Source organism: Pseudomonas sp. NPDC087803, assembly GCF_044742995.1.
In the GTDB taxonomy this organism is placed as follows: domain Bacteria; phylum Pseudomonadota; class Gammaproteobacteria; order Pseudomonadales; family Pseudomonadaceae; genus Aquipseudomonas.
Genome location: NZ_JBIUVO010000044.1, coordinates 1 through 12,651, shown reverse-complemented (window position 1 = coordinate 12,651; position 12,651 = coordinate 1). Strand labels below are relative to the sequence as shown.

The 12,651-nt window shown below is 60.7% G+C and carries 12 protein-coding genes; all 12 read right to left on the bottom strand.

Annotated features, from left to right (window positions below; translation table 11 throughout):
- A partial coding sequence (tssK, locus tag ACIOUG_RS19345) for a type VI secretion system baseplate subunit TssK (protein WP_401067813.1) occupies positions 1-1,192 on the bottom strand: 1,192 nt, incomplete at its 3' end.
- A 2-nt stretch (positions 1,193-1,194) separates the two neighbouring features.
- A complete protein-coding gene (gene tssJ / locus ACIOUG_RS19340) occupies positions 1,195-1,695 on the bottom strand; it encodes a type VI secretion system lipoprotein TssJ (RefSeq protein ID WP_401067811.1) in 501 nt (166 codons plus the stop codon).
- A 5-nt stretch (positions 1,696-1,700) separates the two neighbouring features.
- Positions 1,701-2,894, bottom strand: a complete 1,194-nt coding sequence (gene tagH, locus ACIOUG_RS19335; RefSeq protein WP_003229565.1) for a type VI secretion system-associated FHA domain protein TagH — start codon at positions 2,892-2,894, stop codon at positions 1,701-1,703.
- Between the two features lie 18 nt (positions 2,895-2,912).
- A complete protein-coding gene (locus ACIOUG_RS19330; protein WP_003229566.1) occupies positions 2,913-3,053 on the bottom strand; it encodes a hypothetical protein in 141 nt (46 codons plus the stop codon).
- A 312-nt stretch (positions 3,054-3,365) separates the two neighbouring features.
- Entirely contained in the window at positions 3,366-4,886 is a 1,521-nt protein-coding gene (locus tag ACIOUG_RS19325) for a sigma-54 interaction domain-containing protein (RefSeq protein WP_401067807.1), read from the bottom strand.
- A gap of 10 nt (positions 4,887-4,896) precedes the next feature.
- The gene (tssH, locus tag ACIOUG_RS19320; protein WP_401067805.1) at positions 4,897-7,554 is read right to left on the bottom strand and encodes a type VI secretion system ATPase TssH; all 2,658 of its coding nucleotides are present in this window, start codon (positions 7,552-7,554) and stop codon (positions 4,897-4,899) included.
- Positions 7,555-7,565: 11 nt separating this feature from the next.
- Positions 7,566-8,573 carry a type VI secretion system baseplate subunit TssG gene (tssG, locus tag ACIOUG_RS19315; protein WP_401067803.1) on the bottom strand — a complete coding sequence of 336 codons (1,008 nt, stop codon included), beginning with the start codon at positions 8,571-8,573 and terminating at the stop codon, positions 7,566-7,568.
- Entirely contained in the window at positions 8,537-10,324 is a 1,788-nt protein-coding gene (gene tssF / locus ACIOUG_RS19310; protein ID WP_121182770.1) for a type VI secretion system baseplate subunit TssF, read from the bottom strand. Before tssF ends, tssG begins: the two co-directional genes overlap by 37 nt.
- Before the next feature lie 93 nt (positions 10,325-10,417).
- Entirely contained in the window at positions 10,418-10,831 is a 414-nt protein-coding gene (locus tag ACIOUG_RS19305) for a hypothetical protein (protein ID WP_401067802.1), read from the bottom strand.
- Positions 10,831-11,769 carry a DUF6402 family protein gene (locus tag ACIOUG_RS19300; protein WP_401067799.1) on the bottom strand — a complete coding sequence of 313 codons (939 nt, stop codon included), beginning with the start codon at positions 11,767-11,769 and terminating at the stop codon, positions 10,831-10,833. The genes ACIOUG_RS19305 and ACIOUG_RS19300 overlap by 1 nt, the downstream gene beginning before the upstream one ends.
- 61 nt (positions 11,770-11,830) lie before the next feature.
- Positions 11,831-12,355: a PAAR domain-containing protein gene (locus ACIOUG_RS19295; protein WP_401067796.1), complete on the bottom strand. Its 525-nt coding sequence runs from the start codon at positions 12,353-12,355 to the stop codon at positions 11,831-11,833.
- 11 nt (positions 12,356-12,366) lie between these two features.
- The coding region (gene tssE, locus ACIOUG_RS19290; RefSeq protein ID WP_401067793.1) for a type VI secretion system baseplate subunit TssE at positions 12,367-12,651 on the bottom strand (285 nt) is incomplete at its 5' end.

Genomic DNA, 12,651 nt, shown 5'->3' with positions numbered 1-12,651 from the left:
AAGCGATCTGCCGCGGGGCCACCGGCAACGGTTTGACCTTGATCCCCGGCAAGTGCAGGTTGACCAGTTGGCGGATGCGCTCCACCGGGCCGACCTTGAGGTGCGCCGGCAAGCGGTGGCGCAATTCTTCGGAGTCGCAGTTGGCACTCGCCGCCAGTACGAACGACGCCGAGCCGAGCAGTTTGTGGTCGTGCAACGGCGACACGATGATGCCGTACTGACGCGCCTGCAGGATCAGTTCGATAGCGTGCTGTTCGAGCACCATCGACAGCACCTGACGAATCGCTTCCATCAGTTTGCGGAAGCTCGCGCCCTGGTCCGCGTGGGAATAGCGGCTGTCCAGACGCGGGCGCTTGCTGTCGCTGGAGAAGGTCGCCAGATCGCCGAGCATGGTCAGCAGCGTGCGATACAACTCTTCCGGATGTACCTGTTCCAGACCGAGGTAGTGGCGCAGCAGCAGTTCGGTGCGGTTGATCAGTTGCAGCATCATGAAGTCGCCGACCTCCGCGCCGCCGACCTTGCCGTTGGAGCGAATCCGCTCGGCAATCGTGTCGCCACGGTGGCTGAGCATGCTGATGACTTCTTTGAGGCACGACAGCAGATAACTGGAAGCGTGGGCCTGAAGGTAAGTCGGTACGAAATCCGGATCGAGGCTGATCACGCCGTCGGGCGTGGTGTCGAGTACGTCGCAGATCTTCAGCTTCACGTAGGCCTGATCGCTTTGCTGCTCGCCGAGCAACAGTTTGAAGTCCGGGCGGCCACAGCTGACCTGGCTGGCGGAATCGTCGCCGGCGTTGGAGTCCGCCACTTCGGCGTCATACGCGGTGTAACGTGCGAGCACGTCGGACTGCTCTGGACGGCGCGCTTCGATATGGTTGCCGGTGACCAATGGCAGCGCCAGGTAAATCGGCGTGTTGCCGGTGTTTGGCGGCACGTCCAGCGCCAGCGGCTCGGTGTTGCCGCCGAGTTCGAACAGGCTGCCGTCCGGCAGAATCCCCGAGGCGGCACTGATCACCAGTTTGCCCATGTTGAGGAACTGCAGGTCGATCTCCAGATTGAGGAAACCCCAGGTGTAGCCACCCAGCAGCTGGGTGCGGGTTTTCATCTGGTGATCGTAATAGCGATCGTTGTGCTGGAAGTGCTGCGGCCGCAGCAGCATGCCTTCCTGCCAAATGACTTTATGGGTATTCATGTTCAGTCATCCGCCTTGGCGAGCGCTTCATGGGTGTTGCGGATCCCGGCCTGGTCGAGGGTCAGATCGGCATCGGTCAGCTCCAGCGGCGTGACCTGCACGGTGTAACGCCACTTGGTTTCCGGCAGATCACGGTACGCGGCGAGAATGCCGACGTAGCGGCTGCCCTCCTCCACACTGAGCTTCATTTCCACGGTCTCACCCGGGCGCAGTTCGAGTTCTTCGCTGGCCACCAGATCCGGGTTGAGGGATTCCTTGGCGCGCTCGTAGAGGCTGAAGAAGTCAGCGTTCTCGAAGGTCACCGGGTGCTTGAGTTCGAACAGGCGCACGACGATCGGCGACGGACGACCGTTGAGGTCCGGGTTCAGCTGATCGCTGCCGGTCAGCTTCAGATTGACTTTGGTCACTTTCGAATACGGCGACAGCGACGAGCAACCGGCGAGCAGCACCAATACGGTGAGCGCAGTCAGCGTCTTGAAAAAAGCGGTCGAGCGGCGAGACATGCGCATCATCCTTGGTGGTCGGTGTGGAGGGTGGAGATCAGGCGGATCTGTTCTTCGTAGGCCTGGGCGAAGTCGCGGGCCAGCAGACGCTCGCTCCAGTCATCGTCCTGACGCAGGGCCTGGTGGTACCGGCCGAACGCTCTCCAGCGCCCGCCCGACGTGGCGATCAACGGCTTGTTGTCGCGTTCGAAACGCAAAGTCAGCTGCTCTGGCGAGAAGTGCTCCAGCGTGCCGCGCACGGCGGCGCGGCTGGCGGTGAGCAGCGCGACCTGATGCGCTTGCAGATCGCGGAACGCACGGGAGATCGCCTGCTCGGCCGGGAGATGGCCGGGCTTGTGCGGTTGCAACAGAATCTCCAGCGCTTCGCTCGGATCGACGGCGAATTTCAGCGGGTTCTTGTTGGTGCCTTGCACGGTGGTCTGGGCCAGACGCAGTTCGTTTTTCAGCTCCGAACGGGTGCGCAGGCTCTGCTGCAAACCGCCGATGCTTTGGCGCAGCAGACGCGCGGCGTTGAGTGCCAAAGCTTCGCGGGCGTCGTGATCCAGGCCTTTGACGTCAACGCCCAGCGCTGCACCGAAATGCTCCCAGAATCCCTCGCTCTGCCGCTCGACGACCTTCGGGGCCGGAGCTGGCTCGGGTTCAACCGGGGCGATCAGCTCCGGCACCATCAGGCTTTCCATGTCGATGCGCGCATAGTCTGCGCGCTGACGGGAGTCCTCGGGCTTGGCGGTCGGCGCCAACAGTTCGTCGATTTCCGAATAGACGCGCTCTTGCTGTTCGATCGCGTTCAACGGATCGAGGTCGAGGAACGCGTCGTCCGGAATGATGCTGCCGGCGGCACGCGGACGGCCGACTTCACCATCGAATGTCGCCGGGTCGCGCACCAGCCGCGCACGAATCTCGAAGTCGCCGAGCACGTAGGTGCTGCCGTGCTCGATGCGCACCGGTTCGCCCTTGTGCAGGCGTGCACCGCTGTCGCCGTCCTGAACCCCGTTGCTGCTGGTGTCGGTGAGGAAAAACGTGCCTTCGCGGTAGCTGACAATCGCGTGGTGATTGGACAGATGACGCTTGCGGTCAGGAATGATCCAGTCGCAGTCCTCGCCCCGCCCGATCACGCCACCAGCCTGTTTGAAGGTCTTCTGGCACAACTCGGTGGGCACGAACTGCTTGGTGTTCAGCATTTCGAAAACCAATTCCATGTTTGATGCTCCTTGCGGTCACTTGCCGCGATTGACCGCTTGCGGATCACCCAACGGGCGATAGTCGTTGTCGTTGAATTTGTAATTGCCGCTACAGCCGCCAAGGCCGCATAGAACGACGAGGGTCAGCAGGACAGCGTGCCAGTGACGAACAGACATCAGAGGGTCTCCAGGGGTAGACAAAGCACAAAGCGCCGACCCTTGCGGGCGGCGCTGAAATCAATTCTTTGGGTGGTCTCGAAGGCTCTACATCGGGGCCTTCGAACCATCACAAGGGGTACACCGACCCCCTGTGGCAAGTGAGCAATTTGTGGCGAGGGAGCTTGCTCCCGCTGGGGTGCGCAGCAGCCCCAAAACCAGACACTGCGGTGCCTCAGGGAAACCAGGTGAACCGGGTTGCGACTGCTGCGCAGTCGAGCGGGAGCAAGCTCCCTCGCCACAGGGGAATTCGCCTTCCAATAAGTGTTCAGATCAACCATCGAAGTCACCCAGGTTGATATTCAACCGCCCGAGGCGGTACAGCAGGGTGCGGCGCGGCAAGCCCAGCTCGCGGGCGGCGAGGGTCTGGTTGCCGTCGTTCTTGCGCAGGCAGTCGAGCAACAACGTGCGTTCGACTTTTTCCAGGCGCTCGCGCAGGTTCAGGCCGCTGTGGTCTTCGGGCATCGGCTCCATGCGCAGGGAGAAATGCTCGGCCAGCAACTCGCCGCCCTCGCACAACAGCACCGCGCGTTCGACCAGTGCCTTGAGTTCGCGCACGTTGCCGGGGAAGGTGTAACCGGCCAGGTGTTCCAGCGCCGCGCTCGACCAGCGCACCGGATCACGCTGCAAATACGCGCAGGTCTTCTCGGCAAAGTGCTGAGCCAGTTCGAGGATGTCGCCTTCGCGCTGACGCAGGGCCGGCAGCTCGATCGGGAATTGCGCGAGGCGGTAATACAAGTCCTCGCGGAATTTGCCTTCACTGACCAGCGTCGACAGATCGCGGTGCGTCGCGGCGATGATGCGCACGTCGATCTTGTGCGTGTCGTTGGAACCCAGCGGACGGATCTCGCCTTCCTGCAACACCCGCAGAATCTTCGCTTGCAGCGACAGCGGCATGTCGCCGATCTCGTCGAGCAACAGCGTGCCGCCGTTGGCCGCATCGAACAGACCCGCGCGGTCGCGATCGGCACCGGTGAACGCACCTTTGCGATAGCCGAACAGCTCGCTTTCCAGCAGGTTCTCCGGGACTGCCGCGCAGTTCTGCACAATGAACGCCTGGGAGCGTCGCGGGCCGCAATCGTGAATCGCCCGCGCCACGACTTCCTTGCCGGTGCCAGTCTCGCCGCGCAGCAGCACGGTGTACGGGCTGTGCAGGACTTTGCTGATCAACGAGTGGGTCTGACGCATCGCCGCACTTTTGCCGATCAGGCCATAGCCGTTGATGCTCGGCACATTGCGCGCCACTGTGGCCGATTCGGCCGGCGGCTGGCGCAGACGCTGCAGCAAGTGCAGCTGACCGAGCACGAACGAGCCGAGCTGGCCGAGGGAGTCAGCGAAGCCTTGCAAGTCGACATGGCGACGACTGGCGCACAGCAGCAGGCCTTCAACCGCCTTCTGCTGATTGACCAGCGGCACGCACAGCAGCGATTGCCAGGCACCAGCGGTGGCCGGCAGAAAGCTGGTTTCGTGCAGGCTGGCGCCCAGATCGTCGAGGCACACCACGCGGTTCTGGCACAAGGCAAACTGCAGCAACTGCTCACCGTTGTAGTCCGCCGGCAGGCTGGTGGCAGCGCGCGGTTGCAGCGCGCCGTCGAGGCATTCGGCGTTCATCCCCAGGCAGGTGTGGGTGGCGTCGAGCAGGTACAGTTGCGTCAGTTCGCAACCGCTCAGCTCGGCCAACCCGCGCACGAAGTCACCCAGCAGCGCAGCACCGTCCGCCGCGCGCGACAGGCTGGCGAACTGCGCCAGCAAGGCTTCGGCATAGACCAGTGGCTGCGGCACTTGAGTGAACATCACACCCACCTCAGGCGAACTCGCACGTCACGCTGGCGTTGCCGTCGAGCGTGGCATGCACACGCTTGAGGCTTTCACCGGTGGCCATCGCATCGAGCAAGCGGTCGGCCACCAGCGGCAGCACGTGCTGGTCGAGCAGATGGTCGATCAGGCGCGCGCCGCTTTCGCTTTGCGTGCAGCGCTCGGACAAATGATCGACGAGGTTCTGGCACCAGCTGAAATCCAGCTGACGACGGTTCAGACGCTCGCCCAGACGACCGAGTTTGATCTCGATCAGCTCGCGCAGCACCGGGCCGCCGACCGGGTAGTACGGCACCACTTTCATCCGCGCCAGCAGCGCCGGTTTGAAGTGTTTGCTCAGCACCGGGCGAATGGTCTCTTCCAGCAGCTCGGCGGTCGGGCGCGCGCCGTCTTCGCAGAGGTCGCTGATCTTGTCGCTGCCCAGGTTCGAAGTCATCAGGATCAAGGTGTTGCGGAAGTCGATTTCGCGACCTTCGCCATCGTTGGCCACGCCCTTGTCGAAGATCTGGTAGAACAGGTTGAGCACGTCCGGATCAGCCTTTTCGACTTCATCGAGCAGCACCACCGAGTACGGTTTCTGGCGCACCGCTTCGGTGAGCATGCCGCCCTCGCCATAACCGACGTAGCCCGGTGGCGCACCGATCAGACGCGATACGGTGTGCTTCTCCTGGAATTCGGACATGTTGATGGTGGTGATGAAACGGTCGCCGCCGTACAGCAGGTCAGCCAGGGCCAGCGCGGTTTCGGTCTTGCCGACGCCGCTCGGGCCGACCAGCAAGAACACGCCGACCGGCGCATCCGGCTTGTTCAGGCCGGCCGCGGTGGCGCGCATCGAGCGATCCAGTGCGTGCACGGCTTGTTCCTGACCACGGATGCGCGTGCGCAGGTCGGTGGCGAAGCTGGCGACCTTGGCGTTGTGTTCGCGGGCCAGCTGCGCCAGCGGCACGCCGGTCCAGGCGCTGATCACTTCGGCCACCAGACGCGGGCAGACTTCGAAGCTGACCAGACGCTCCTTGACCTGCGCGGCAGTCAGCTCGCTGTGGGTCTTATTCAGCTCGGCCTCCAGCGCTGCGACGCTCTGGCCTTCCTCGACCTCGGCAACCAGGGTTTCGATCACGGTGCCTTCGGCGTCTTCTTCAACGCTGACGGTCGGCTCGACGGCGGCAGCTTCGCGGGCCTTGGCCAGTTGCTGACGCAATTCCAGCAGGCGCTCGGCCAATTGCTTCTGTTCGGTCCACAGGCTTTCCAGCGCGACCATTTCGCTTTCGGCTTCGTCCAGTCGCGCTTCCAGTGCATCCAGCGCTTCGTGGTCGATCAGCAAACCGGCCTCGGCATCGCGGCGCAGGGCCTGACGCTGGCGACCACCTTCAGCCAGTTCGCCACGCAGGCGTTCGAGGCTTTCCGGGGCAGCGGCGAGGCTGATGCGTACGCGGGCACACGCGGTATCGAGGACGTCGACGGCTTTGTCCGGCAGTTGGCGACCGGCCAGGTAACGCGCCGACAATTCCGCCGCCGAGACCACCGCGTCATCGCGCAGGTAGATGCCGTGGCTCTTCTCGTAGACCTGCGCCAGACCACGGAGGATGGTCACCGCTTCGCTGACGGTCGGCTCATGCAACTGCACCGGCTGGAAACGCCGGGCCAGCGCCGGGTCCTTCTCGAAGTATTTCTTGTACTCGGCCCAAGTGGTCGCGGCGATGGTGCGCAATTCGCCACGGGCCAGTGCCGGTTTCAGCAGGTTGGCCGCGTCGGAACCGCCGGCGTTGCCGCCCGCGCCGATCAGGGTGTGGGCTTCGTCGATGAACAGGATGATCGGCTTCGGCGAGGCTTTGACTTCGTCGATCACGCCTTTGAGACGACGCTCGAATTCACCTTTGACGCTGGCGCCGGCCTGTAGCAAACCCATGTCCAGCGACAGCAGCTCGACACCTTTGAGCACCTGCGGCACTTCACCGGCAGCGATGCGCGAGGCCAGGCCTTCGACGATGGCGGTTTTACCGACGCCGGCCTCACCGACCACGATCGGGTTGTTCTTGCGGCGACGGGCGAGGATGTCGACCATCTGCCGGATCGCGCCATCGCGGCACAGCACCGGGTCGAGTTTGCCGTCGCGCGCCTGTTGGGTCAGGTTGTGCGTGAAGCGCTGCAGCAGCGATTCGCCTTGCGCCGCCGGTTTGCCGTTGGCGGCCGGTTGCTCCTGTTGCGACAGGGCAAATTCCTTCAGGCGATCAATGTTCAGTTTGGCGAGCAGCGGCTGATAACGGCTGCCGGCGTAGCGCATCGGGTTGCGCAGCAGCGCGAGGATCAGCGCGGCGTCTTCGACCTGGGTCTGGCCCAGTTCGAGGTTGGCCACCAGCAGTGCGTCTTGCAGCCATTGCACCAGTTCCGGGGCGAACACCGGGTTGCGCGAGGCGCTGTGTTCAACGCGAGATTGCAGTGCAGCGCTCAGTTCACCGGCATCGACATCCGCATCCTGCAAGGCGCGCGAGAGCAAGCCGTTCGGACGCTCCAGCAGCCCCAGCAGCAGGTCTTCGACGAGGATCTTGCTGCCGCCACGGGCCACGCAACGTTCGGCCGAACGCTCCAGATCGCGACGGGTTTCGGCGTCCAGCGCCTGGATGAGTTGTTGCAGGTCTACGTTGATCATGGCTCACGTCCTTAATGAATTTTGCTGCCCAGGGTGACCACGCCGTCTGCTTTTTCGCAGCCCAGCCAACTGGTCCACCCCAGGCGACAGTCGTTCTTCTCACCAATGCGCAGTTCGCGGATTTCTTCCGGGCGCAGCACCAGGCGAATGTCGTAATCGAGCGGGTCACGCAAGGTGAACCGCACCAGCGCGCACAGCGGCTGGTAACCGAAACCGATCGGCAGGAATTCGTGGAATCGCTCCCAGTCGAGTTCGGTGATGTGAATGCGGAATTTGCCGCTGCGGTCGCGCACCCGCTCGCCCAACACCAGGTCTTCACCGAGCAGGCTGTTGGCGCGCCCGAGGCGGTTGCGCTGCTCGTCGAGGATCTCCACGCGACGCTCGATGCACTGCTCGATGACCAGGTCTTCGTGCTTGAAGTAGTAACGCAGCACGGCTTCGATCAGCGCCGCCGAGTGCGCCCGCAGGCTGAGCAAACCGAGGTATGGCAGCAGGCGTTTCCAGTTCAGTTCCTTGGCCTTGCGGATCTCGTCGCCACCTAGGCCGATCAGAGCGAACAGCTGCGCGGAAAACGGGTCGACCGCGCCGCTCTGGAAACTGGCGCGGTAGCGATACTTGCGCCAGATCGGCAGCATCAGCCGTTGCAGGCGATGGTGGAACAGGTCGAGGAAGTTGCGTGTCGGGTTGCCGTCCTCGCTGTCGCCCAGTGCCTGCTCGCCATAGAACGCCGGCAGCGGCGAACCGGAACCGACCAGCCCGATCAGGTTGAAACGCATGCGCGCGCGCATCTGCCCGTGCTCTTCGAAAAACTCCACGCGATCGACGTCGCTGCGCGGAAAGCCCAGGCTCGGGTTGGCCTGAAACTCCACCTGATCGTACAGATCGTCTTCGCTCAGGTACGGGTGCGCTTCGCGCAGCCGGTCGATCACCAGCAGCACGGCCTGAAACAGCGAGTACTCGCGTATTACCTTGGTCAGCCCGCTTAAAGCAGGGGCTGTAGGCCCATACGTGGTGTCCATTGGTACACCTCTCCCTGTGTGCTTTTTACCCGCAGCTCGTGGTACGAATTGAGACTGGCGTAAAGCGCGAAAAACTCGTTGAGAACCGAGGCGAAAACGAACAGATCGCCTTCGCCGATATACCCTTCCGGGTCGATGGTCAGTTCGGTGCGCAGACCGCGCACCGGCAAGCCACGGTGCAGCCGGTCGACGTGGTGATGCTTGATGTGCTTGAGGCCGCCGAGCAGACGTTTGCTGACCTTCTCCGCGTGCTGGTCGTAGTAGCGCGGCAGGTCGTAGGTTTCGAGAATCACCTTCAACGCGTTGACGTCGGCCAGCGACAGATAGTTGAGCGACATGTTGCTGATCAGCTTCCACAGGAAGTCACGGTTCAGCGGCGGCGCGAAGCTCGACGTGGCCGGGGTGATGTTGCGAAAACTCAGGAACTCCGGGGTCTCTTCACAGGCCATGCAGATGTCGCCAAGCTTGAGCTTGCGCGGCAGGTTCTGGTTGGTGCACATCAGCTCGATCGACAGGGTTTCGTGGGCTTCGGTGTGACGGATGCCGAAGCTCAGGTAGGTGTCGAGGCCGTCATGCAGCAAGGACGAACGCTGGCGGATGCTGTAATGCGGACGGCTGTTGGGCACGTCGAAGCTCGGGTCGTGCTCAAAGGATTCGAACGGCACGTACTCCTGATAACCGAGGCCGCCGGGCTTCCAGCCGGTGACGGTTTCCACCGAGAACACGCCGCAGTTTTCCAGATCGTATTCCGCCGGCAGCAGCAGGTATTCATCCTGTTTGCCGTCGAGGCGGATCGGCAGTGCGTCATGCGCGAACAGGTTGGCAATCGGCGTGCAGAACAGCTTCACGTTATCCAGGGTCGGCCGCATGCGCATGATGCCGCTCTTGCGGATATCGAAACGCAGCTCCAGGCCGCGCATCTGCTTGAGCGTGTCTTCCGGCAGCGCCTTGAGGATGTCCAGACCGTTGACGTCGACGAACAGGAACTTGTCCTGGAAGGCGAAGTATTCCTGCAGGTAGCGATAACCACGGAAGGTGTTCAGCGGATACGGGATCAACGCTTCTTCTTCGGCAAAGCCCACCGGCTTGACCCGGTCACCCGGAATCTTGAACGCCATCGGCTTGCCGGCCACACCGTCGATGGGCTTGCCCGCACCGTCGAGCGGGATCAGTTCGATGCCTTCCAGGTTGCGCAGCAGGCTCAGGTAGAGCATCTGGCTGATGTAGCGTTCGCCGGCAAAATGCAGGCGCAGTTTGCTCAGTTCCAGCTCACCGAGGTGACCGTCAGCGCTCATCTCCAGACGCAGGCTGAGCAGCGAACCATCGCCCTTCACCGAGTAGTTCAGCGCGGCCAGATCCAGCGGCAGCACTTCGGTCGGGTAGCAGGTGCGAAAGCGGCAGCGCACGTCTTCGATCGGTTTGCTTTCAATCGGCGTATCGCGCTCGACCACCAGTGCCGGCCCGGAACGCTTCAGCGGATCGAACTGCAAAATGCTGAACGCCGGCAGCGGGCGCATGTAGTTCGGCCACAGCAGCTGCATCAGCGAATGGCTGAGTTCCGGCAGCTCGTCATCGAGCTTCTGCCGCAGCCGCCCGGTGAGAAACGCAAAGCCTTCCAGCAACCGCTCCACATCCGGATCCCGCCCAGCCTGGCCCAGAAACGGCGCCAACGCCGGACTACGCTCGGCGAAACGGCGACCCAACTGGCGCAGTGCGGTGAGTTCGCTTTGGTAGTAGTGGTTAAAGGACACGGGTTACCTGCCTGGTAGTGGAACTCATCAAAAACACACCTGTAGAACGGACGGATAGCGGTCTTCATGTCATGCCGGCGACTTGGCTCTCCCCTAATCGCCCTCTGCAATTTCATAAGGGGTGTTACTGATAAAAGCGTTGAGCCAATGCGGTTTCCACTCCGGAACTCTGATACCAAAATGTTGATCGCGCTTGTAAAAATCGATCCATACGATACCCACAATTACATTATCTTCATGGGCAGTCATATCCACAGTACTGCGCGAATATAAAGGTGATCGAAATACTGCGTTCGAGTCTCTCTTGTCGGTAATTCGCAAGTATGACAAATCATCAAAAGGCACAAGCAAACCTCTGACGGGCACATTTTCAATTAAATAGTTCCCTGATTCGCTTACTACAGAACTGCTCGCCTGACGCTTAATAATACCGTTCATGGAAACAGCAAAAGAAGCGATCACAACGAGCAAAAAGCCGAGGAGCAAGACAATCTTTTTGGCGCTCATCAATTCTTCACCAACTCGATAGTCACAGGATTAATATTTTCATAAAAAATATCAGAGAACAGCTTGAAATCTCCGCCTTTTGAGTAAAGCTTCCTGTACTCCACAAAATGCTTGTTCTGGATAAAGAAATACCGTTTGTTCGCAGCTTCGACAAAGCGCTTTTCTGCCGCTTCGCTCATTCCGAATATGGATGACCGCGCGATACCTGCAGTTTCCTGATCGATTGCCATATTTTGCGCATTGGCGTCCATTACCCCGGCGACGCCATCGAAATTCCAGAATCCGAGTGGCTGACTGATGAAATCGTCACCATCGTTAAAATCGTAGTTATCTTCAACGTAGTAACCCAGGCGATCGGCAACGAACACGACTTTCCTGTCAAAGACGTTGACAACGCCTTCTGCGATAACCCGCATATTGAAGTTCGCCAAAGCTCCGCGCAGTTCATCGAGTTCACCACCACCCAACTGACTGAAGTTAACTGCACGCGAGTTAAAATAACCGAACTTTTCGGCTGCACGTCCCTTGCCGTTAAATGTAACTGGATAACAACCAGGACCCGAATTTCCAAATGCACGAAGTATCTTTGTGCTTATTTCTGGCATGGCTTTTTCATTATTCCACGCCGCTTTAAGAACTTTACGCGTTTCTTCAGGCTTCTTGAACTTCAGCACCCAGTCCATTTTCACTATATTTTCTTCGATATACTGATCGGGCACCGGCCTCACACGTTCTTTTTCTTCTTTTTCCATTCCGCCACTGGCGTTCTTCCAAGGGGCACCATTAAACCAGTGACGCATCAATGCGGCGGCAACCGGCCATTTCATTTTGTCCATGGCAGCAGGAATATCGCTAACTTTAAAAAGTCGAACAACAGTAGACTGCCCAGCTTTGTTACTCGCTGGGGTGAGGCTGGATGCTACTACCGTGTCTGCCATATCAACATCCTTACTTCAAACCTTAGAAACCGAAACTCACGTATAAAAACCAGTCAAGCATTCAGCCAATCATCACTTCAGTTTGTTGTTCAATTATTAATTCCACCGCTTCAGCCTGAGCGGAAGAAATTTTCTGCGTTTTTCCATCAGCACTGGTAACACCGTTGATGATCTTTCCCGAGGCGGTTTTCAATGTGTACGCCACACCCGCCATTGGCTTGCCTGTGTCCTGGCAATTGATCGTAAAGTGCTCATCGAACGGCCACTTGATCTCCACCGGCAACGGCGGCACAAACGGCGCCGGCGAGTGCGAATTACCGATAATCACCGTCCCGGAACCTGCCGTGACCTTGTTGCCGTGAGCACCAACCGAACCTAGGGTGGCGGCCGGTTTGCCATTGATCAGAACTGTGGTCGCCAGATCGCCAACCATCGCACCACCACACGCCGAGGCATCGCCTTGGCGGGCGGCCGCGAGGCCGTCGAAGAACACGTCGCCGGAACCGGCGGCGATCGGGTTGGTACCGTGGCCTGGAAGTGGGCAAGCGGTGGGGTCGGATACGCGTGCTGCGGGTTTGCCAGACATCGGGAATCTCCTTAGGTGACCTTCACTTGACCGCTGCCATCCAGGCGCGCGGAAAAACTGACCTGACGCTTGAAACCCTCGACTTCCAGCAGACCTTCGATGCTGAAGGCCAGCCGCAACTGGTCGTGGTCACGCGGCAGGGAAATGACACGCACGTTGCTCAGGCGCGGTTCGTAGGCTTCGATGAAGCTTTCGATGGCCAGGCGGGCCTGACTCAGGGAGTCGTGCAGGCTCAGGCGCATGTCATTGAGATCGGGCAACCCGTAGTCGGACAGCGTTTGCACGCTGCCCGCCCG

Excerpts from the sequence above, each read along its gene's own strand:
- ACIOUG_RS19300 (WP_401067799.1), bottom strand. The coding sequence starts at position 11,769 with ATGGCAGACACGGTAGTAGCATCCAGCCTCACCCCAGCGAGTAACAAA.
- ACIOUG_RS19295 (WP_401067796.1), bottom strand. The coding sequence starts at position 12,355 with ATGTCTGGCAAACCCGCAGCACGCGTATCCGACCCCACCGCTTGCCCA.
- ACIOUG_RS19325 (WP_401067807.1), bottom strand. The coding sequence starts at position 4,886 with ATGTTCACTCAAGTGCCGCAGCCACTGGTCTATGCCGAAGCCTTGCTG.
- tagH (WP_003229565.1), bottom strand. The coding sequence starts at position 2,894 with ATGGAATTGGTTTTCGAAATGCTGAACACCAAGCAGTTCGTGCCCACC.
- ACIOUG_RS19330 (WP_003229566.1), bottom strand. The coding sequence starts at position 3,053 with ATGTCTGTTCGTCACTGGCACGCTGTCCTGCTGACCCTCGTCGTTCTA.
- ACIOUG_RS19305 (WP_401067802.1), bottom strand. The coding sequence starts at position 10,831 with ATGAGCGCCAAAAAGATTGTCTTGCTCCTCGGCTTTTTGCTCGTTGTG.
- tssG (WP_401067803.1), bottom strand. The coding sequence starts at position 8,573 with ATGGACACCACGTATGGGCCTACAGCCCCTGCTTTAAGCGGGCTGACC.
- tssJ (WP_401067811.1), bottom strand. The coding sequence starts at position 1,695 with ATGTCTCGCCGCTCGACCGCTTTTTTCAAGACGCTGACTGCGCTCACC.
- tssH (WP_401067805.1), bottom strand. The coding sequence starts at position 7,554 with ATGATCAACGTAGACCTGCAACAACTCATCCAGGCGCTGGACGCCGAA.